Origin of the sequence: Paractinoplanes lichenicola (assembly GCF_016785085.1) — a bacterium.
In the GTDB taxonomy this organism is placed as follows: domain Bacteria; phylum Actinomycetota; class Actinomycetes; order Mycobacteriales; family Micromonosporaceae; genus Actinoplanes; species Actinoplanes lichenicola.
This window is the reverse complement of sequence record NZ_JAENHO010000023.1, coordinates 50,204-70,493: the sequence shown is the minus strand read 5'-3', so window position 1 is coordinate 70,493 and position 20,290 is coordinate 50,204. Positions and strand designations below refer to the sequence as shown.

The following is a 20,290-nucleotide window of genomic DNA, read 5'->3' as shown; positions in this document are numbered from 1 at the left end:
ATTTTCAAATCCATGACAGGAACCCGGCTGCGATGACCGAGACACCGAGCGGGGCGCTACCGGCTCCGTACGTGCCTGGCATGTCCGGGTTGTCCGTGATGGCGCGTGGTGGTTACGCCACCGTCTATCGCGCGATGCAAGACTCCGTGGGCCGCGAGGTCGCCATCAAGGTGGAGAATCGCCGCCTCGAGAGCGACCGTGACCAGGCCCGCTTCCTGCGCGAGGCGCGCGCGGCGGGTCGCATGTCGTCGCACCCGCACGTCGTCGACCTGTTCGACGTCGGCGTCACCGTCGACCAGCACCCTTACTTGATCATGGAGCTGTGCGACGGGTCCTACCTCGAGCGGATGCGCCGCTCTCCGCTCGGCGCGGCCGAGACCAAAGACCTCGGCATCAAGATCGCCGACGCGTTGGTGCACTCGCACGCCAACGGGGTGCTGCACCGCGACGTGAAGCCCGCCAACATCCTGTATTCGCAGTTCAACTCGGCCGTGCTGGCCGATTTCGGGCTGGCCGTCCTCGGCGAGATGCGCGACTCCTCGGTGACCCTCGAGGTGCTCACCCCGGCGTACGCGCCGCCCGAGATGTTCGCCCACGACGAGCCGAGCGGCGCGGTCGACGTCTACGCGCTGTGCGCCACGCTCTACGCGGTGATGCGGGGCCGGCCGCCACGCTGGGACGGCGACCGCAGCCCCAGCCTGCTCACCTTGATGGACCTGTTCCACCAGCCGATCCCCGACCTGCCCGGGGTGCCGCCCGCGCTCACGCACATCCTGCGCTGGGGCATGGCCAACGACCCGGCCCGGCGGCCGACCGCGCAGCAGCTGCGCGAGCTGCTCACCAACGTGCAGCTCAACCCGCCGATCAACAACTACGTGCCGCCGCCCCGGCCCGGCCCGAGCGACGACACCCCGACGATCCGCAACCCGCGCGCGGCCAAGACCCCGAAGAAGAAGTGGCCCTTCGGCGGGCTACTCGGGAGCCAGGACCGCTAGCAGCTCGCCGGTGTCGACCTCGGTGCCCGGGTGCACCGGCAGCGAGGCCACGACGCCGGCGCTCGGCGCGTGCACCGGGTGCTCCAGCTTCATCGCTTCCAGCGTGAGCAGCAGCTCCCCGGCGCGCACCCGCTGACCGGGCACGACCAGCACCCGGCGGACGGCCCCGGGCAGCGGCGCGATCAGCGAGCCCTCCACCGCGTCGGGCGCGGGCAGCGGGAAACGGGACAGGCCGCGTAGCGCCACCGAGCCCTCCGGGCTGTCCACGTACGAGACGTCGCCCACCCGGTGCACGTTGAAGGTCAGCCGGATGCCGTTGACGTCGAGCACCACCCGCTCGTCGCCGGCCTGCACGACCACCGTCTCGGGATAGTCGGCGGCCACCGGCGCCTGCCCCAGCCCGGCCAGGTCGAGCTCCTCGGGGTCGACCGTGCGCACCCACCAGCCCGCCAGCTCGCCGTGCCGGTTCATCCGATAGCCGACCTCGACCGGGCCGGCCGGGCCGTCGTAGACCGCCGTCTGCGAGCCCGACGGCACGTTGCGCCAGCCGGACGGCATCGAGCCCAGCACGGTCGCGCCGGCCCGGCGGGCGGCCGCCCCGGCCAGAGCGGCGGCCAGGCACGAGAGGCGTACGGCGTCGACCGCCGACAACAGCGGGGCGAACACCTCGGGCCGCCGGTCGAGAAAGCCGGTGTCGACGTCGCCGGTGCGGAACGCGTGGTGCCGCAGCGCCCGCACGAGCAGGTCACGGTTGGTGGCCACGCCGTGGATCTGGGCCCGGGTCAGGGCCGAGGCCAGCATCCGGGCCGCCTCCTGCCGGGTCGGCGCCCAGGCGATCAGCTTGGCCAGCGTCGAGTCCTGGTGCACGCCGATCACCGAGCCGTCCCGCACCCCCGCGTCGAGGCGCAGGCCGGGGGCGGGCAACGGGCGGAACCGGCCGGCCACGTCGGGCACGGCGAACCGGTGCAGGGTGCCGGTCGCGGGCAGCCAGGCGTACGCCGGGTCCTCCGCGCACAGCCGCACCTCGATCGCGTGCCCCCGGATCGGCGGCGGCCCCGGCATCGGCAGGCTGCCGCCCTCCGAGACGAGCAACTGCAGCCGTACGAGGTCGTAGCCCGAGACGCACTCGGTGACCGCGTGCTCGGCCTGCAGGGTCGGGGTGAGCTCGAGGAACCAGAAGTCGCCGTTCGGGTCGAGCAGGAACTCGACCGCCCCGGCCCCGACGTAGCCGAGCGCCCGCACGGTGACGATCGCCGCGCGGCACAGCTCCTCGCGCAGCCCCGGGTCCACGGCCGGCGACGGCGTCTCCTCGATGATCTTCTGATAGCGCCGCTGGATCGAGCACTCGCGCTCGCCGAACGGGATCACCGCGCCGTGCTCGTCGGCCAGGATCGGCACCTCGATGTGCCGCACGTCCTCGACGTACGGCTCGCAGTAGACCTCGCCGCCGACCTCGCGCCGGGTGGAGGCGAGCGCCTCGACCAGGGTGGCCGCGTCCCGTACGACCCGCAGGCCGGCGCCCCCGTGGCCGGTGTCCGGCTTGATCAGCACCGGGAAGCCGGGCACCTCGGCCGGGTCGGTGAAGCTGGCCAGCACCGGCACCCGGGCCTCGGCCACCAGCGCCTTGGTCTCGCGCTTGCTGCGCAGCACGCCCAGCGTCTTGGCCGGGGCGCCGACCCAGATCATCCCGGCGTCGGCCACGGCCGAGGCGAAGTCGGGGTCCTCGGCCAGCTCGCCGATGCCGGGGTGGATCGCGTTGGCCCCGGAGCGCTGGGCCGCGGTGATGATCAGGTCTCCGCGCAGGTACGAGGAGCGGGGTGTGCCGCCGTCCAGGCGTACGGCGTAGTCCGCCTCCTCGACGTGGGGGGCGTCGGAATCGGCGTCGGAGTAGACGGCGACCGTCTCGATGCCGACCAGGCGGCAGGTGGCGAACACCCGGCGGGCGGTCTCACCACGGTCGGCCACCAGAAGACGTCGGATCACTGGTCTACCTTTCCGGCTCGGAAGGCGCCGCCGTGCCCCGCGCCCTCGACGACCGCGCTGTGCACGGCGGAGAGGCAGAGGCCGAGCACGGTGCGCGTGTCGCGGGGGTCGATGACGCCGTCGTCGTCCCCGCCGCCGGCCGGGCCGTCGGCGGGCCAGCTGAAGGCGAAGCGGGGGTCGCCGGTGCGTCCGGTGTTGAGGGCGAGCAGGGGCACGGTGGAGTGCGCGAGCGCGTCCACCGCCGGTGAGCCGAGGGTGCCGGTCTCGTCGCGCTGGAGCAGCAGCAGCGACGTGTCGGTGGCGTTCGCGAGCTGGATGAAGTGCACCGCCTTCTGGGTGTCGGCCGCGGTCGGCGGGACGTCGGCGGCGGCCAGCACCCCGATCGGATAGCCGTGCAGCTCGCCCCAGCCGGCCAGCAGGGCGGCCCCGACGGCCGGCTTGAACTCGTCGAACTCGCTGCCGTCGAGCAGCCGGGCCAGCACCTCGCGCGGGTCGAACAGCGTGGACAGCCCGGCCAGCGCGAGCAGGTCCTCGGCGTCGTACTTGGGCTCGGCGGGCGGGAAGGTGCGGGGCGGGGGGCCCGCCTTGCGCCAGTTCAGCCGGCGTACGCACTGACGGGCCAGGCGCATGGCGTCGCGCTCGTCCTCGGCCAGCTGGTCGGCCGGGGCCGCCGCCGCGCGGACGTCGGAGCCGTTCGCGGCGGCCCGGGGGCGGGGATGGGTCAGCAGCTTGGCGTGCCCGCGCACCATGATCGTGTAGTCGGCGAGGGCCGGCAGATACGCGGTGTCACCGCTGGTCGGCCCGAAGACTACACAGACGGTGGGCACGCGCCGGGTGGACAGCCGGCTCAGGTCACGCGCGATGCTGCCGCCCGGCGGTGGCCCCGCCCCGGGGCTCTCGGCGGCCGACTCGACCAGGTTGACCAGCGGCAGACGGTCGGCCGAGGCGATCCGGGCGGCCCGGCGGATCTTCTCGACCGCGTACGGGTTGGCCGCCGTTCCCTCGACGGTGGGGTCGGTCGCGATGATCATGCACTCGACGGCCTCGACCACCCCGACGCCGGTGACCACGCCCGCGCCCACCGGGAACTCGGTGCCCCAGCCCGAGACCGGCGACAGCTCCAGGAACGGGGCGTCCTGGTCGAGCAGCATCTCGATGCGCTCGCGGGGCAGCAGCTTGCCGCGCGCGTGATGCCGGGTGACCGCCCGTTCGCCGCCGCCCGCGCGGGCCTCCTCGAGCGCCGCCTCGAGCCGGTCGAGCCGGTCGAGGGTGGCGTTGCGGGCCTCCGGATAGCCGGGGGTGCGCGGGTCGACGGCGGTGTCGAGCACGGTCACGTCGGTACCCCGATGCGCTGTACGCCCCCCACCATGTTCAAAGCCGCGCCCTCTCGTATCCGCCGGTGCCTCTCGACCACCTCCACAACGAGTGGTCGAGTGGGTGCGACACGGATGCGAAAGCTGCTGGTTTGTACCCTTTTCAGGGGGTAATACACGAGTTTTAGGGGCCGCCCCATCGGGACGGCCCCTGCAAGCTACTGAGGGTCAGACGCGAGCGCGCCGCGCGAGGCGCTCAGGGTCCAGGATGATCACGCTCTTGCCGTCCAGCCGGAGCCAGGCGCGCGAGGCGAAGTCGGCCAGCGCCTTGTTCACCGTCTCGCGGGACGCCCCGACGAGCTGGGCCAGCTCCTCCTGGGTGAGGTCGTGCGTGACGCGCAGCACACCACCGTCGCGGGTGCCGAACCGGCCGGCCATCTGCAGCAGGTTTTTCGCGACCCGGCCGGGCACGTCGGTGAAGATCAGGTCGGCCAGCGCGTCGTTCGTGCGACGCAGGCGACGGGCGAGCACCCGCAGCAGCTGCTCGGCGATCTCGGGCCGGTTGTTGAGCCACGGACGCAGCGACGTCTTCTTGAGCCGGGCCATCCGGGCGTCGGTCACCGCGGTCGCGGTCGCCGTGCGGGGGCCGGGGTCGAACAGCGAGAGCTCGCCGACCATGTCGGACGGGCCCATGATCGAGACCAGGTTCTGCCGGCCGTCAGCCGCGCGCCGGCCCAGCTTGATCTTGCCGGACAGCACGATGTACAGGCTGTCACCGGCCTCGCCCTCGTTGAACAAGACGTCGCCCTTGCGGACTTCGACCGTGTCCATCTCTTTGGCGAGCGCCTCGGCGGCCTCCGGGTCAACACCCTGGAAGATCCCGCTGCGCGCCAGTACCTCATCCATCGTCCGCACCTCCGAACACGCGCAACGCCTGCGCTCGATCAGTCTAGGCGCACGCGGGCGGGAATCGGGCGGGCACCCCTTGATCTAGATACCGCAGGGTAACCAGTCCCGCCGTGACGGGCAGTATTTTTCGTCGCCCAGGGTAGGCGACGACAAGCCTTTCGACGGTTCGTCCGCGTCGCCACCTGAAGGTATCGTCGCCGTCGATGAATTCCCACCCCCCGCATCGAAGGCCGGGCATTTTCGGGCGGCCCGTCCTTACTGTCGCTATTGTCCTGGCGGTTCTGGCTGCGCTGGGTATCGGCGGGGTCGCTTTCGCGAACCGGTCCCCCGGTGACTCGGCTGCGCAATGGCGGGAGGGACCGGCTTCTCCTTCCTCTCCCGCCTCGTCGGCGCCGGCCGCGCCGCCGCCGACCGAGTCCGCCACCGTCGATGAGGGCGCCGTCACACTGTCGGCTACCGGCGACATCATGATGAGCAACGCGCCAAACCGGATGCCCCCGGCGAACGGCGAGGGATTCTTCGACTCGGTCAAGGCGGCGCTCGCCTCCGACCTCGTGATGGGCAACCTCGAGCAGCCGCTGACCGAGAACACGGGGGCCTCCAAGTGCGGGTCGCCGCCGTCGCCCAACTGCTTCGCGTTCCGCTCCCCACCGGCGTACGTGAAGCACCTCTCGGACGGCGGGTTCGACCTCGTCAACACGGCCAACAACCACGCCAAGGACTTCGGCACCCAGGGCGCGCGCAACACCCGGGCCACGCTCGACGAGGCCGGCATCAAGGCCACCGGCAACACCGACGAGATCACCGTGGCCGAGGTCAAGGGGGTCAAGATCGCGGTCGTCGGCTTCTCGTCGTACGCCGGGGCCAACAGCCTGATCGACCTCGACCAGGCCCGCTCGGTCGTCGAGTCGGCCAAGGGCCAGGCCGACCTGGTCGTCGTGCAGGTGCACATGGGGGCCGAGGGCTCCGAGAAGCAGCACGTACGGCCGGGCACCGAGACGTTCCACGGCGAGAACCGGGGCGACCCGATCAAGTTCAGCCACGCGGTCGTCGACGCCGGGGCCGACCTGGTCGTCGGGCACGGGCCGCACGTGCTGCGCGGCATGGAGTTCTACAACGGCAAGCTGATCGCGTACAGCCTGGGCAACTTCGCCGGCGGCGGGCGCACGCTCTCGCGCGGCGGCGTCCTCAAGTACGGCGGGATCCTGCAGGTCACGCTGGGCAAGGACGGGTCGTACGGGGGTGGCAAGCTGCTCTCGACCTACATGAACGACAACGGCCTGCCGACCCGCGACGAGTCGAACGAGCAGGGCCGCAAGCTCGTGGCCCAGCTCAGCAAGCAGGACTTCCCCGACACCGGCGTGAAGATCGGCGCGGACGGTTCGATCACGCCGTCCGCGTGACGATTCCTGTCGGCGGGGCGACGTACTCTTTAGCGGTGACTCCGGTGGCAGCGGCAAAACGGTTCGCGGCGGAAACGCCCATCGGGCGCAAGCGGCGGGCCCGCAAGATGGCCCGCGTCCTGACCGAGACGCATCCCGACGCGCATTGCGAGCTCGACTTCACCAACCCGCTCGAGCTGGCCGTGGCCACGATCCTGTCGGCGCAGACCACCGACGTCCGGGTCAATCAGGTCACCCCCGCGCTGTTCAAGCAGTATCAGACCGCCGCCGACTACGCCGGGGCCGACCGCGCCGCGCTCGAGACCCTGCTCAAGCCCACGGGCTTCTTCCGGGCCAAGACCGACTCGCTGATCAAGCTGGGTCAGGCGCTGATCGAGAAGCACGGCGGGGTGCTGCCGGCCACGCTGGCCGAGCTGGTCGCCCTGCCCGGCATCGGCCGCAAGACGGCCAACGTCATCCTGGGCAACGCGTTCGGCGTCCCCGGCATCACGGTCGACACCCACTTCCGCCGCCTCACCAACCGCTTCGGCTGGGTGAGCGAGGAGGACCCGGTCAAGATCGAGTTCCTGGTGGCCGACCTGATCGAGAAGCGCGACTGGACCATGCTGTCGCACCGGGTGATCTTCCACGGGCGGCGGGTCTGTCACGCGCGCAAGCCCGCCTGCGGGGCCTGCACCCTGGCGTCCATGTGCCCTTCGTACGGCACCGGCCCGACCGAGGCGGCCGCGGCGGCCAAGCTGCTCAAGGGGCCGCGCGCCCGCGAGCTGGCGGTCGCCGCCGGGGTCGACCCCGACCTCGTGCCGGCCGCGGCGGTCGCCGCGCCGGACGTTCCGTGAGCCGCCCGCGGCTGTCCGCCGCGCCGCTCGCGTTGCTGCTTGTACTGGCGACCGCTGCCTGCGGCGGCGACGAGCCGGCCGTGGCCTCGCCCTTCGCCGGCTGCGAGGCCCTGACCGCCCCGCCACCGTCGGCCGCTCCGGTCTCCGCCACCACCCCGCCCTCGGCTCCGCCGTCGTCCGCCGCCGCGGGCGGTTCGGCGCTGGCGAGCCTGCCCGATCTGACGCTGCCCTGCTTCGACGGCGACGACCAGATCTCGCTGCGCGAGCTGCGCGGCCCTGCGGTGATCAACCTGTGGGCCTCCTGGTGCGGCCCGTGCCGCGACGAGCTGCCGGTGATGCAGCGCCTGGCCGACAATGCCGCGGGCCGGCTCACCGTGCTCGGCGTCGACACCGGCGACCAGCGCGACAAGGGCGCGTCCTTCGCCACCGACGCCGGCGTGCGCCTGCCGACCCTGTTCGACGAGAAGAGCGCGCTCCTCAACAACCTCGGCCAAATCAGGCTGCCGATCACCCTGTTTCTCGACTCGGCCGGCCGGGCGTGGCTGCATCCGCTGCCCTTGAAGGCCCCTCAGCTCTCCGAACTGGTCCGCACCCACACCGGCGTGACGGTGACCCCGTGAGCCGGGGACAGGTGCTGGGCCGCCCCGACGGCCTGCCCCAGTGGTTCGACCCGCTGCTGACCCGCGTGGCGACCTGCCGCACCGAAGACTTCACGACGCTGCGGCCCCCGGTGGGCGGCGGCCGGCCCAGCGCCGTGCTGGTGCTGATCGGCGAGGGCGAGCACGGCCCCGACCTGCTCGTCCTGCAGCGGGCGGCGACCATGCGCAACCACGCCGGCCAGCCCGCGTTCCCCGGCGGCGCCACCGACCCCGAGGACGCCGACGCCGTGGCCACCGCCCTGCGCGAGGCCAACGAGGAGGTCGGCCTCGAGCCGTCCGGCGCCGAGGTGCTGGCGCTGCTGCCCGACCTCTACATCCCGGTCAGCTCGTTCGTCGTCACGCCGGTGCTGGCCTGGTGGCGGCACCCGCATCCGGTCAGCCCGCGGCAGCCGGCCGAGGTCGCCCACGTGGCCCGGTTGCCGATCAGTGAACTGGTCGACCCGCAGAACCGTATTCGGGTGCGACACCCCAGCGGCTGGATCGGTCCCGCCTTTCAGGTCCGGGGTCTTCTCGTCTGGGGCTTCACGGCAGGGGTGATCTCGACATTGCTCGACATGGGCGGCTGGGCCAAGCCGTGGGAGCCCGGGGCCCTGGTCGACCTGCCCGACGCGAGCGCGCCGGTGCCCGCGGCCCGGGGTGGGGCGCCCGACGAGGTTCTGCCGTGAGCCACCCCTGGCCAAGCGCCTCTACCCTGGGTGAATGTCCGTGGTCGATTTCTACGCTGGGTGAGGGTCCGTGGTCGATGGCATCCTGATCCTGCTCATGCTGATCTTCGCGATCAGCGGCTACCGCCAGGGCTTCGTCATCGGCGCGCTCTCGTTCGGCGGCTTCTTCAGCGGAGTGCTGATCGGCCTGCAGGTCGGCCCGCTGATCGCCGACCGGTTCTCCGACCCGTCGGCCCGGCTCGTCGTCTCGCTCGTCACGATCTTCGCGCTGGCCGTGCTCGGGCAGACGCTGGCCGGCTGGCTCGGCACCCATCTGCGCCGGGCCATCCAGAGCCGCCCGCTGCAGCGGGTCGACGACGCCGGCGGCGCGGCCATCTCGCTGGTCGCGGTGCTGCTGGTGGCCTGGCTGATCGCGGTGCCGCTCGGTTCGACCCCGTTCCCCGGCCTCAACAAAGAGGTCCGCAACAGCGCCATCCTGGGCGGCATCAACAGCCTGATGCCCGACCAGGCGCAGGCGCTCTCGGCCGCGCTGCGCGACACCCTCGACACCAGCGGCTTCCCCGACGTCTTCGGCGGCCTGACCCCGACCGACGCCAAAGAGGTGGCCGCGCCCGACCCGGCGCTCAAGGGCTCGCAGATCGTCCAGAAGTCGAAGCGCTCGGTCATCAAGGTGCTGGGCACGGCGCCGAGCTGCTCGCGCCGCATCGAGGGCTCCGGCTTCGTCTACACCGACGAGCGGGTGATGACCAACGCGCACGTCGTCGCGGGCACCCGGGACACCGAGGTCGAGGTGAACGGCCGCCGGCTCGAGGCGACCGTCGTCGTCTACGACCCCGATCGCGACCTGGCCGTCCTCTATGTCCCCGGCCTGACGGCGCCGGTGATGCCCTTCGTGAAGGGTCAGGCCAAGACGGGCGCGAGCGCGATCGTGCTGGGTTACCCGCAGGACGGCCCCTACGACGCCCAATCCGCCCGCGTACGCGACGTCGGCCGGATCACCGGCCCCGACATCTACGACTCGGGCGACGTGACCCGCGAGATCTACACGATTCGCTCGCTGGTCCGCAGCGGCAACTCGGGCGGCCCCCTGATCAACACGAACGGCCAGGTGCTGGGCGTCATCTTCGCCGCGGCGGCCGACGACAAAAACACCGGCTTCGCGCTCACCGCCGCCGAGGCCGCCCCCGTGGCCCAGGCCGGCGCAGCCCGTACTAGGGGTGTCCGCACCGGCGAGTGCGCCTGACCCGCCGCATGACCACGTTCGCGCTGGTCGGGTTCGGCTTCCGGGCCGCGGCCGTCCACCGTGTGGCGCAGGCCCTGACCGAGGTCGACTGCGTCGGGGCGGTGGTGCGCGACCCGCGGCGGCGCTCGCTACCAGTGCCGGCCTTCGCCGACCTGGCCGCCTGTGTCCGCGAGACCCGCCCGGATTTCCTGGTCACCGCCGTTCCGAAGGTCGTCAACCCGGCCGTGATCGCCGAGGCCGTCGCGCTTCAGATACCGGTTCTGGCCGAGACGCCACCCGCCCCCGGCCGGCCGGGCCTGCGCGAGCTCTGGGCCACGGTCGGCGCGTCCGGCCTGGTGCAGGTCGCCGAGCAATATCTGCTGATGCCGACGCACGCCGCCCGGCTGGCCGCGGCCCGTACGGGCATCATCGGCGCCCCGACCCAGGTGCAGGTCTCCTCGACGCAGCAGTATCACGCGATGTCGCTGATCCGCGGCCTGCTGGGGGTGGGGCACGCGCCGGCCGCCGTCCGCGCGGTGCGCACGGTCGCGCCCCTGCTCGACCCGCTCGGCCGCGGCGGCTGGACCGGCGACACCGAGCCCAAGCCGGCCACCACCACGATCGCCACCCTGGATTTCGGCGGCGGGCGCTCGGCCGTCTACGACTTCACCACCAACCAGACCCGCAATCTGCTGCGCTTCCGGCGGTTGCTGGTTCGCGGCACGCACGGTGAGCTGCGGGACGACGAGGTCGTGCACCTGGCCGCGCCGCAGACGATCGCGCGCACCGCGATCGTGCGCCGGCAGAGCGGCCACGACCTCGACCTCAACGGCTTCGACACCGAGACGATCATGCTGGGCGACCGGGTGCTCTATCGCAACCCGTACGCGGGCTGCCGGTTCAACGACGACGAGATCGCCACGGCGACCCTGCTCGACGCGATGGCGGCCTGGGTGCGCGGTGCCGGTCCGCCCCCGTATCCGCTGGCCGTCGGCGCCCAGGATCACCTGCTGGCCCTGGCCGTGGAGGAGGCGGCGGACACCGGGCGCGAGGTCGTCACTGCCGCGGAGGCGTGGTCTCCTGCCTGACCCAGTCGAGGTAGGCGGGGTTGCCCGCGAGCACCGGCAGGGCGAGAACACACGGTACGTCGTACGGGTGCTCGAGGTTGGCCCGCTCGACGATGCGCTCGACCAGCTCGGCCCGGGTGTGCAGGGCGACCCGGGCCTCGGCGTCGTCGTGCACCTCGCCCGCCCAGCGATAGATCGAGCGGATCGCGGGAATCTGGTGGCCGCAGGCGGCGAGGCGGTCGTCGACCAGGCGGCGGGTGAAGGCGGCCAGCCACTCGGGGTCGCCCGCGGTGATGACCACCTCGACAATGTCGGTCATTTGGACAGCTCGGCGGCGATCAGCTCGGCGATCTGCACGGTGTTGAGCGCGGCGCCCTTGCGCATGTTGTCGCCCGTGACGAAGAGGTCGAGGGCCCGCGGGTCGTCCATCGCGCGGCGGATGCGGCCCACCCACGAGGGGTCGGTGCCGACCGCGTCTATCGGCATCGGGAACTCGCCCGCCTCCGGGTCGTCGACCAGGATCACGCCGGGCGCGTTGCGCAGCGCCTGCCGGGCCCCCTCGGCGTCGACCTCGGCCGCGAAGACGGCGTGCACCGCGATCGAGTGGGCGGTGACAACCGGCACCCGTACGCACGTGGCCGAGACCTTGAGGGCCGGCAGCGCGAGGATCTTGCGGGACTCATTGCGCAGCTTGAGCTCCTCGGACGACCAGCCCAGCGGCTCGAGCGCGCCCGACCAGGGCACCACGTTGAGCGCGAGCGGGGCCGGGAAGGGGCCGAGCTCGTCGCCGACGGCCTGGCGCACGTTGCCCGGACGAGAGCCCAGCATCCGGTCGCCGGCCACCTTGCTGAGCTGGTCGTGCAGCGTGTCGACGCCGAACTGACCCGCCCCCGAGGCCGCCTGATAGGACGCCAGCACCAGCTCGCGCAGGCCGTACTCGTGGTGCAGCGGCGCGATCGCCATGATCATCGCCATGACGGTGCAGTTCGCATTGGCGACGATGTTGCGCGGGCGGTAGCGCAGGGCCTCGCGGTTGACCTCGGGCACGACGAGCGGAACCTCGTTGTCCATCCGGAAGGCCGCCGAGTTGTCGACCACGGTGACGCCGCGGGCCGCGATGATCGGCGCCCACTGCAGCGACACCTCGTCGGGCACGTCGAACATGGCGACGTCGACCCCGTCGAACGCCTCGGGGGTCAGCTCGGCCACGGTGAGCTGCTCGCCCCGGCAGCTGAGCTGCTTGCCGGCCGACCGCGACGACGCGATCAGCCGGATCTCGCCCCAGACGTTCTTGCGGGAGGAGAGCAGCTCGAGCATGACCGTTCCGACGGAGCCGGTGGCCCCGACGACGGCGAGCGTGGGCTGCGCCATGGCCGGGCTACCGGCCGGTCCCGCCGTAAACCACTGCTTGCTCGCTGCCGCCCAGCTCGAACTGGTCGTGCACGGCGCGGACGGCGGTGTCGAGGTCGTTGTCGCGGCAGACCACGGAGACCCGGATCTCGGACGTGGAGATCATCTCAATGTTCACGCCGGCCTCGCCGATGCAGGCGAAGAAGGAGGCCGCGACGCCCGGGTGCGAGCGCATGCCCGCGCCGATCAGCGACACCTTGCCCACGTGGTCGTCGAAGAGCAGGCTCTTGAACTTGATCTGCTCTTTGATCTTGTCGAGCGCGGCCATCGCGGTCGGGCCGTCGGCCTTGGGCAGGGTGAACGAGATGTCGGTGCGCCCGGTGCCCTCGGTCGACACGTTCTGCACGATCATGTCGATGTTGATCTCGGCCTGGGCCACCGTGTTGAAGATGTGGCCCGCCGCGCCCGGCTCGTCGGGGACGCCGACGATCGTGATCTTGGCTTCGCTCCGGTCGTGCGCGACCCCGGTGATGAGCGCTTGTTCCACGTCAGGGTCCTCCATCGATCCAGTGACCAGGGTGCCGGGCTTGTTCGAGTAAGAAGAGCGTACGTGGATGGGCACCTTGAAGCGCCGTGCGTACTCCACGCATCGCAGCATGAGCACCTTCGCTCCGCCCGCCGCGAGCTCGAGCATCTCCTCGTACGTGATCTGCTTGATGTGCTGCGCGTCGGGCACGATCCGCGGATCGGCGGTGAAGACGCCGTCGACGTCGGTGTAGATCTCGCAGACGTCCGCGTGCAGGGCGGCGGCCAGGGCCACGGCCGTGGTGTCGGAGCCGCCCCGGCCGAGCGTGGTGATGTCCTTCGTGTCCTGCGAGACGCCCTGGAACCCGGCCACGATCGCGATCGCGCCCTCGTCGAGCGCGCCGCGCAGCCGGCCCGGGGTCACGTCGATGATGCGGGCCTTGCCGTGCACCGAGGTGGTGAGCACGCCGGCCTGGGAGCCCGTGTAGGAGCGGGCCTCGTAACCGAGGTTGTGGATCGCCATCGCCAGCAGCGCCATCGAGATGCGCTCGCCCGAGGTGAGCAGCATGTCGAGCTCGCGGCCGGGCGGCAGCGGGCTGACCTGGTTGGCGAGATCCATCAGTTCGTCGGTGGTGTCGCCCATCGCCGAGACCACGACCACGACGTCGTCGCCGGCCTTGCGGGCCGCGACGATGCGCTCGGCGACACGCTTGATGCGCTCGGCCGTCGCGACCGACGAACCACCGTATTTCTGCACCACCAGGGCCACGGCGAACCAATCCTCCGGCTGTTCGTACCGGCGGCGCCGGTCAGGACAATCGCCACCACAGTAGCCGCGCCCCAGGCCGGGGCCGACAGGCGATCCCAGATTCCGGCGAATTCCCCGCGGACACGCGCGACACGCCGAAGCCGCGAAGGGCCCCGCAGCCGGGCGATACGGCCGGCGGAGGCGAGAATGTCTCGGTGCGCCCTTCCTCGATGTCTCGACGTGGTTTGTCCGCGTCGGCCGCCGTCCTGCTCCTGACCGGGGTGGCGGCGTGCTCGGGTGAGTCCGAGGGCGCCCCCGAGCCGACGGCCTCGGTCTCGGCTTCCCCGTCGGCCGAGGTCTTCTCGGGCGCTCGCGGTGCGCTGGCGGCCCGGGCGGCGCGAGCCATGGACACGGCGTACGCGGCTCTCTACACCCTCGACGACGGTCGCGGGCAGCCCCGCAACGTGGTCGCCACGGCCGGCCGCGACGGCACCTGGCGGGTCGACGTCACCGGGGGCGCGCTCGGCGGCACGGCCGACGTCAGCATCGTCTCGACCGCGGCCGGCGTCTTCCAGTGCACGCTGGGCTCGCAGTCCAACCCGATCAGCCCGACCTGCGTCAAGGTCGCCAAGCCGGGCAAGCGCGTGCCGGCCGAATACTCGCCGAAGGTCGAGCGGCTCTTCCGGCAGTGGCTGCCCGTCTTCACCGACCGGCAGCCGGCGCTGGCCGTCACCGAGGTGCCGCCGCTGGCCGGGGCCAAGGGCACGTGTTTCTCGATCGACTCGATCTCGGCGTCGCTGACCGCCCCGGTCGACATCGGCATCTACTGCTACGCCGACGACGGCGTGCTGACCGCGGCCCGGGTCGGGTTCGGCGAGGTCAAGGTGACCAACCAGATCGCCGGTCCGGCCACCGTGCCGCTGCCCGGGCCGGAGACCGCCGGCCCGCCGATGGGCATGGACGCGCCGCCGGCCGTACCCGTGCAACCGACCGGTGTCACCCCCTCGGCCTGAGCGTTCCCACGATCCGGGCTTACGGGTGGCAGCGCCCGAGTTGATCACGTAGGGTCATTTTCGACATGTGGCAGGCGTTTCTTCTCCTTCGCTGCCGCGACGAGGCCCCATTCCAGGCCGGCACCTCGTCGCGGGGCTGACGCGCGCCGCCTTCTCGTCTTCTCTCCCTTTGGAGCAGTCCCACATGTCCACTTCCGCTTTCGACACCCAGCGCTCCAGCAAGATGCCGTTCGAGCGCTACACCCCGTACGAGAAGCAGTTCGCCATTGACCTGCCCGATCGGCAGTGGCCCGCGCGGCACGTCGAGGCGGCGCCCCGCTGGTGCGCGGTCGACCTGCGCGACGGCAACCAGGCCCTGATCGACCCGATGTCGCCCGAGCGCAAGCGGCGCATGTTCATGCTGCTGGTCCAGATGGGCTACAAGGAGATCGAGGTCGGGTTCCCGGCGGCCAGCCAGACCGACTACGACTTCGTCCGCCAGCTGATCGAGCAGGATCTGATCCCCGACGACGTCACCATCCAGGTGCTGGTGCAGTGCCGGGAGCACCTGATCGACCGCACCTTCGAGTCGATCCGCGGGGCCAAGCGAGCCATCGTGCACTTCTACAACTCGACGTCCACACTGCAGCGCCGCGTCGTGTTCGGCCTGGACAAGGACGGCATCACCGACATCGCGACCACCGGGGCGCGGCTCTGCCAGAAGTACGCCGAGATTCACACCCCCGACACCGAGATCTTCTACGAGTACTCGCCCGAGTCCTACACGGGCACCGAGCTCGAGTACGCCCTGGAGATCTGCTCCGCCGTGATCGACGTCATCGACCCGACGCCGGACCGGCCGCTGATCATCAACCTGCCCGCCACGGTCGAGATGGCCACGCCCAACGTGTACGCCGACTCGATCGAGTGGATGCACCGCCACCTGCCCCGGCGCGAGTCGGTCGTGCTGTCGCTGCACCCGCACAACGACCGCGGCACCGCGGTGGCCGCCGCCGAGCTGGGCCTGCTGGCCGGGGCCGACCGCATCGAGGGCTGCCTGTTCGGCAACGGCGAGCGCACCGGCAACGTCGACCTGGTGACCCTGGGGCTCAACATCTTCTCGCAGGGCATCGACCCGATGATCGACTTCTCCGACATCGACGAGATCAAGCGCGCGGTCGAATACTGCAACCAGCTGCCCGTGCACGAGCGCCACCCGTACGTGGGCGACCTGGTCTACACGGCCTTCTCGGGCTCGCACCAGGACGCGATCAAGAAGGGCTTCGCCGCCCTGCAGGCCGACGCCGACGCGGCCGGGGTCGAGATCGACAAGTTCGCCTGGGGCGTGCCCTACCTGCCGATCGACCCCAAGGACCTGGGCCGCAGCTACGAGGCCGTGATCCGGGTCAACTCGCAGTCCGGCAAGGGCGGCGTGGCGTACATCATGAAGGAAGAGCACAAGCTCGACATGCCGCGGCGGCTGCAGATCGAGTTCTCCGGCGTCGTGCAGCACCACACCGACGAGGAGGGCGGCGAGGTCAGCCCGCAGGAGATGTGGGACATCTTCGCCGGCGAATACCTGGTCGACCACCAGACGGCCAAGGCCTTCACGATCGAGAACTACACGACCTCGATCCGGGACGGCAAGGTCGAGATCGACGTCGAGATCTTCCACCGTGGACAGCGGCGGCCGCTGGTCGGCGTGGGCAACGGCCCGATCGACGCGTTCGTGCAGGCCATCGCGCCACTGGGGATCAAGGCGCGGGTGCTCGACTACAACGAGCACGCGCTGACCTCGGGCGGCGACGCCCAGGCCGCGGCGTACGTCGAGGTCGAGGTGGGCGATCGCGCGGTGTGGGGCGTCGGCATCGACGAGAACATCGTGAGCGCCTCGATCAAGGCCGTGACGAGCGCCGTCAACCGCGCGCGCTGACCTTTCACCCAGCGGCATGATCCACTGCGGTACGCCGGGCGCACCAGCCTTACGCTGAGCGGGTGCGCCTACGTACCCCCCTGATCCTCGCCGCTGCCCTGCTCACCCTCTCGGCCTGCGAGGGCGTCTCCCTCGAGCCCGTCCCGACCGACACCCGCTCGACAAAGGACGCCTCGACGTCGCAGACCGAGCTCGACGGACTGAAGGTCGTCACCCGCGCGGGCTCGATGAGCGGTTACAGCCGCGAGAAGTTCCCGCACTGGCGCAGCACCGGCTCGAACTGCGACGTGCGCGACACCGTGCTCAAGCGGGACGGCAAGAACGTCAAGACCTCCGGCTGCAACGTCGTCGCGGGCACGTGGACCAGCTTCTACGACGGCAAGGTGCTCAACGCGCCGGACAAGGTCGACATCGATCACATGGTGCCGCTGGCCAACGCGTGGCGCTCGGGCGCCTCGAAGTGGACGACCGACCGGCGCGAGCAGTTCGCCAACGACCTCGACGACCCGCAGCTGATCGCGGTGTCGGCCGCTGCCAACCGCTCGAAGGGCGACCAAGACCCGTCGACCTGGAAGCCGACCGAATCGAGCAGTTGGTGCGAGTATGCGCAAGACTGGATCGCGGTGAAGGCCAAGTGGAAGCTGACCGTCACCACCAAGGAGAAGAACGCGCTCGAGGACATGCTGGGGAGTTGTTGATGACCACACCCGAGGAGCAGCCGGAGGAGACCGGCCCGGCCGCGGAGGCAGCACCCGCGCCCGCTGAGCCGGCGCCGGCAGAGGCAGCGCCGGCAGAGGCAGCGCCGCTCACCACCGACATCGTGGCCGGGCAGGGCGGGGTGATGACCGACGAGGTCGGCGTCGTGACCGGCGATCTGACGCTGCGCTCGGAGCTCACCGGCGCCGAGGTCGTGGTGCGCGTGCAATACAAGGACGCCGACGAGTGGTATGTCGTGACCGGCGCCAAGGCGACCCTCAAGGACCCGGCCGACCTCGAAGCCGTGCACGCTGTCGTAGTGGGCATCCTGAACCGTCCGGAAGGTTGATCTTCCAGGGCGGTACGGGAGAGCGAAACGCCCCCGTACCGTCCTATGCTCTCCTGGCTTCGAGCCACGAGGGAGAGCCAGCTGTGAGCAAGCGCAAGACCGCCATCCGGGCCGGAGCGGGTGTGGCCGGGGCGGCCGCGGTCGCCGGGGCCGCCTGGATCGCGATCCCGGCCGAGGCCGCCACCACCGGGGTCGTCGCCAGGACCGGCAACGTGGTCGTCTACACCGCCGCGGCCGGCAAGGCCAACTCCGTAGTGCTCACCCGCACCGGCGCCACGGTCACCGTCGATGATGTCCACGGCCTCAAGGCGGGCGCCGGCTGTGCCGCCGTCAAGGGCGACGTCACCCGGATCACCTGCGCCGGCGCGGCGTGGGTCCGCGTCGACCTGGGCGACGGCAACGACACCCTGATCAACAACTCCGGTCTCGGCATGACCGCTTGGGGCCGCGCCGGCAACGACAAGATCACCGGCGGCCCGCTCAAGGACGACGTCTACGGCGGCGCCGGCAACGACTCCCTCTGGGGTCTCGGCGGGGCCGACGCCCTGCGCGGCGAGGCCGGCAACGACGCCGTCTCCGGCGGTGACGGCAACGACCACCTCACCGACGGCACCGGCAACGACAAGGTGCTCGGCGGCGCGGGCGACGACACGATCGTCAACGACCAGGGCAACGACATCATCGACGCCGGCGACGGCAACGACTTGATGGTCACGGGCGCCGACTTCGCCGCGGGCACCGACCGCGACTCGTTCACCGGCGGCTCCGGGATCGACCTCCTCGACTACGCCAAGCGCAGCAAGGCCGTCTCGGCCGACGCCGACGGGGCACGCGGCGACGACGGCTCGGCCGGCGAGGGCGACACCATCAGCGGCTCGGTCGAGGGCATCGCCGGGGGCAAGGGCAACGACCGGCTGATCGGCACGGCACGGATGGACGGGCTGTTCGGCGGCCCGGGCAACGACCTGATCGCGGCCGGCGCCAACGACGATTTCCTCGACGGCGAGGCGGGCCGCGACTCGCTCAACGGCGCGAGCGGCAACGACGAATGCGTGTCGGACGGGAGCGACACCGTCCTCAACTGCGAGGACACTGGGCTCGCGGCCGCAGCCACCAAGGCCAGGCTCGTCTCGACCCTGGCGAGCCTGCGCGCCACCAGCAAAGCCGTCGAGTAGCCGGGGGAAACTGCCATGTCTCGTACGCGCTGGGCCGCTCGATCCGGCCTCGCCCTGCTCACCGTCGGTGGCGTGGGGGCGATCGCGATGCCCGCCGCCCAGGCCGCCACGACCGGGGTCGTCTCGATCGTCGAGTCGCAGGTCGTCAAATATGTCGCCGCGGCCGGCCGGGCCAACCGGGTCGTGCTCACGATGACCGGCGCCACCATGACTATCGACGACGTCTACGGCCTCAAGGCCGGCGCCGGCTGCAAGGCCGTCAAGGGCGACAGCACCAAGGTCACCTGTACGCCCACCGGCGGCCGCCCGGTGATCTGGTCCCGCGTTTATCTGGGCGACGGCAACGACACGATCGTCAACAACAGCGGGCGCGGCGCGACGATCGACGCCGGCGCCGGGAACGACCGGATCACCAGCGGCCCCAGCTCGGACAACGTTCTCGGCGGCCCGGGCAACGACGCCATCTGGGGCAACGCTGGTGGCGACCGGATCGACGGCGGGCCCGGCAACGACGCGATCTCGGGCGGCGACCACGACGACATCCTCCTCGGCGGAAGCGGCCACGACCGGATCTACGGCGGCAACGGGATGGACCAGCTGACCGGCGGGCCGGGCAACGACCTCGAGGACGGCGGCAACGACGGCGACAAGTTCTACAACTGGACCCAGTACGCCGCGGGCACCGACTCCGACACGTTCATCGGCGGCGCGGGTCTCGACATCGTGCAGTACACGAGCCGCAAGCTGCCCCTCACGGTCGACATCGACGGGGCGACCGGCGACGACGGCACCGCGGGCGAGCGCGACACGGTGACCGGCACGATCGAGGGTGTGGTCGGCGGGGCCGGCAACGACCGGCTGATCGGCGGCCCGAACGACAACGCCCTGTACGGCCGCGAGGGCGACGACGTGATCGCGGGTGGCGACGGCAACGACCTCATCGAGGGCGGCCGCGGCCGGGACTACCTCAGCGGCGGCGCCGGCAACGACAACCTGACCGGCGACGATCCGTACGGCGCCCCGAAGTACGCCGACCGGATCTTCGGCGGCACGGGTCGCGACCTGGTGTCCTACGCGAACTACGAGCAGGGCGTCCGGGTCGATCTCAGGGGCTCGAACGGCAACGCGGGCCGGGCCGGCGAGGGCGACTGGATCGCCGCCGACCTGGAGAAGGTCTACGGCAGCTACGGCAACGACGTGATCATCGGCAACGCGGCCGACAACTACGTCTCGGCCTTCAGCGGCGACGACGTCATCTACGGCGGCGACGGCAACGACCACCTGGAATCGGGCTTCGGGGCCAACCGCATCTACGGCGAGAACGGCGACGACGAGGTGCTGGCGACCGGCGGCACGCTCGACGGCGGCCCGAACGCCACCGCGGCCGGTGACGCCTGCCCCTCCCGTACGGGAATGACGGTCGTCAACTGCGAGCGTCTGATCACCTGGCCCTGACCACGGGACAGCGGA

Annotated in this window: 19 protein-coding genes; 13 read left to right on the top strand and 6 right to left on the bottom strand. The window is 71.4% G+C overall.

Features of this window, described 5'->3' with window-relative positions; all coding sequences use genetic code 11:
- Positions 1 to 32 precede the first annotated feature (32 nt).
- The gene (locus JKJ07_RS47130) at positions 33 to 995 is read left to right on the top strand and encodes a serine/threonine-protein kinase (protein ID WP_203078390.1); all 963 of its coding nucleotides are present in this window, start codon (positions 33 to 35) and stop codon (positions 993 to 995) included.
- Here the strand turns inward: JKJ07_RS47130 and JKJ07_RS47125 are convergent.
- The 3 genes from JKJ07_RS47125 to JKJ07_RS47115 form a co-directional block, all read right to left on the bottom strand.
- Positions 972 to 2,978: an ATP-binding protein gene (locus tag JKJ07_RS47125; RefSeq protein ID WP_203078388.1), complete on the bottom strand. Its 2,007-nt coding sequence runs from the start codon at positions 2,976 to 2,978 to the stop codon at positions 972 to 974. The genes JKJ07_RS47130 and JKJ07_RS47125 overlap by 24 nt on opposite strands.
- Positions 2,975 to 4,312, bottom strand: coding sequence for a carboxyl transferase domain-containing protein (locus JKJ07_RS47120; protein ID WP_203078385.1), 1,338 nt, complete (start codon positions 4,310 to 4,312; stop codon positions 2,975 to 2,977). Before JKJ07_RS47120 ends, JKJ07_RS47125 begins: the two co-directional genes overlap by 4 nt.
- 207 nt (positions 4,313 to 4,519) lie before the next feature.
- Positions 4,520 to 5,197 carry a Crp/Fnr family transcriptional regulator gene (locus tag JKJ07_RS47115; protein ID WP_203078383.1) on the bottom strand — a complete coding sequence of 226 codons (678 nt, stop codon included), beginning with the start codon at positions 5,195 to 5,197 and terminating at the stop codon, positions 4,520 to 4,522.
- Positions 5,198 to 5,403: 206 nt separating this feature from the next.
- On the opposite strand from JKJ07_RS47115, the gene JKJ07_RS47110 reads away from it, so the two are divergent.
- From JKJ07_RS47110 to JKJ07_RS47085, 6 genes are all read left to right on the top strand, one after another.
- Positions 5,404 to 6,603, top strand: coding sequence for a CapA family protein (locus tag JKJ07_RS47110; RefSeq protein ID WP_203078381.1), 1,200 nt, complete (start codon positions 5,404 to 5,406; stop codon positions 6,601 to 6,603).
- Between the two features lie 35 nt (positions 6,604 to 6,638).
- On the top strand, positions 6,639 to 7,439 hold the full coding sequence (nth, locus tag JKJ07_RS47105; protein ID WP_307834819.1) for an endonuclease III: 801 nt from the start codon (positions 6,639 to 6,641) through the stop codon (positions 7,437 to 7,439).
- Positions 7,436 to 8,059 (top strand): TlpA family protein disulfide reductase, encoded by a 624-nt coding sequence (locus JKJ07_RS47100; protein ID WP_203078379.1) that lies wholly within the window; start codon positions 7,436 to 7,438, stop codon positions 8,057 to 8,059. The genes nth and JKJ07_RS47100 overlap by 4 nt, the downstream gene beginning before the upstream one ends.
- Complete coding sequence (locus tag JKJ07_RS47095; RefSeq protein ID WP_203078377.1) at positions 8,056 to 8,763, top strand: NUDIX hydrolase; 708 nt, start codon at positions 8,056 to 8,058, stop codon at positions 8,761 to 8,763. Before JKJ07_RS47100 ends, JKJ07_RS47095 begins: the two co-directional genes overlap by 4 nt.
- 70 nt (positions 8,764 to 8,833) lie before the next feature.
- Positions 8,834 to 10,006 (top strand): MarP family serine protease, encoded by a 1,173-nt coding sequence (locus JKJ07_RS47090; RefSeq protein WP_203078375.1) that lies wholly within the window; start codon positions 8,834 to 8,836, stop codon positions 10,004 to 10,006.
- 8 nt (positions 10,007 to 10,014) lie between these two features.
- Positions 10,015 to 11,073 carry a Gfo/Idh/MocA family oxidoreductase gene (locus tag JKJ07_RS47085; protein WP_203078365.1) on the top strand — a complete coding sequence of 353 codons (1,059 nt, stop codon included), beginning with the start codon at positions 10,015 to 10,017 and terminating at the stop codon, positions 11,071 to 11,073.
- On the opposite strand, the gene cutA is transcribed toward JKJ07_RS47085, so the two are convergent.
- The 3 genes from cutA to JKJ07_RS47070 are packed head-to-tail and all read right to left on the bottom strand — an operon-like array spanning position 11,042 to position 13,696.
- Positions 11,042 to 11,371: a divalent-cation tolerance protein CutA gene (cutA, locus tag JKJ07_RS47080; protein ID WP_203078363.1), complete on the bottom strand. Its 330-nt coding sequence runs from the start codon at positions 11,369 to 11,371 to the stop codon at positions 11,042 to 11,044. The genes JKJ07_RS47085 and cutA overlap by 32 nt on opposite strands.
- A complete protein-coding gene (locus JKJ07_RS47075; RefSeq protein ID WP_203078361.1) occupies positions 11,368 to 12,423 on the bottom strand; it encodes an aspartate-semialdehyde dehydrogenase in 1,056 nt (351 codons plus the stop codon). The genes cutA and JKJ07_RS47075 overlap by 4 nt, the downstream gene beginning before the upstream one ends.
- Positions 12,424 to 12,430: 7 nt before the next feature.
- On the bottom strand, positions 12,431 to 13,696 hold the full coding sequence (locus tag JKJ07_RS47070; RefSeq protein ID WP_203078353.1) for an aspartate kinase: 1,266 nt from the start codon (positions 13,694 to 13,696) through the stop codon (positions 12,431 to 12,433).
- Positions 13,697 to 13,905: 209 nt separating this feature from the next.
- On the opposite strand from JKJ07_RS47070, the gene JKJ07_RS47065 reads away from it, so the two are divergent.
- The 6 genes from JKJ07_RS47065 (at position 13,906) to JKJ07_RS47040 (ending at position 20,275) form a co-directional block, all read left to right on the top strand.
- Positions 13,906 to 14,688: a hypothetical protein gene (locus tag JKJ07_RS47065; RefSeq protein WP_203078351.1), complete on the top strand. Its 783-nt coding sequence runs from the start codon at positions 13,906 to 13,908 to the stop codon at positions 14,686 to 14,688.
- Positions 14,689 to 14,872: 184 nt separating this feature from the next.
- Positions 14,873 to 16,600 carry a 2-isopropylmalate synthase gene (gene leuA, locus JKJ07_RS47060; RefSeq protein ID WP_203078349.1) on the top strand — a complete coding sequence of 576 codons (1,728 nt, stop codon included), beginning with the start codon at positions 14,873 to 14,875 and terminating at the stop codon, positions 16,598 to 16,600.
- A gap of 62 nt (positions 16,601 to 16,662) precedes the next feature.
- Positions 16,663 to 17,298, top strand: coding sequence for an HNH endonuclease family protein (locus JKJ07_RS47055; protein WP_203078347.1), 636 nt, complete (start codon positions 16,663 to 16,665; stop codon positions 17,296 to 17,298).
- Positions 17,298 to 17,645, top strand: a complete 348-nt coding sequence (locus JKJ07_RS47050; protein WP_438871520.1) for a hypothetical protein — start codon at positions 17,298 to 17,300, stop codon at positions 17,643 to 17,645. The genes JKJ07_RS47055 and JKJ07_RS47050 overlap by 1 nt, the downstream gene beginning before the upstream one ends.
- An 83-nt stretch (positions 17,646 to 17,728) precedes the next feature.
- Positions 17,729 to 18,820: a calcium-binding protein gene (locus tag JKJ07_RS51465; protein WP_203078345.1), complete on the top strand. Its 1,092-nt coding sequence runs from the start codon at positions 17,729 to 17,731 to the stop codon at positions 18,818 to 18,820.
- 15 nt (positions 18,821 to 18,835) lie between these two features.
- Positions 18,836 to 20,275 carry a calcium-binding protein gene (locus JKJ07_RS47040; protein WP_203078343.1) on the top strand — a complete coding sequence of 480 codons (1,440 nt, stop codon included), beginning with the start codon at positions 18,836 to 18,838 and terminating at the stop codon, positions 20,273 to 20,275.
- Positions 20,276 to 20,290 lie beyond the last annotated feature (15 nt).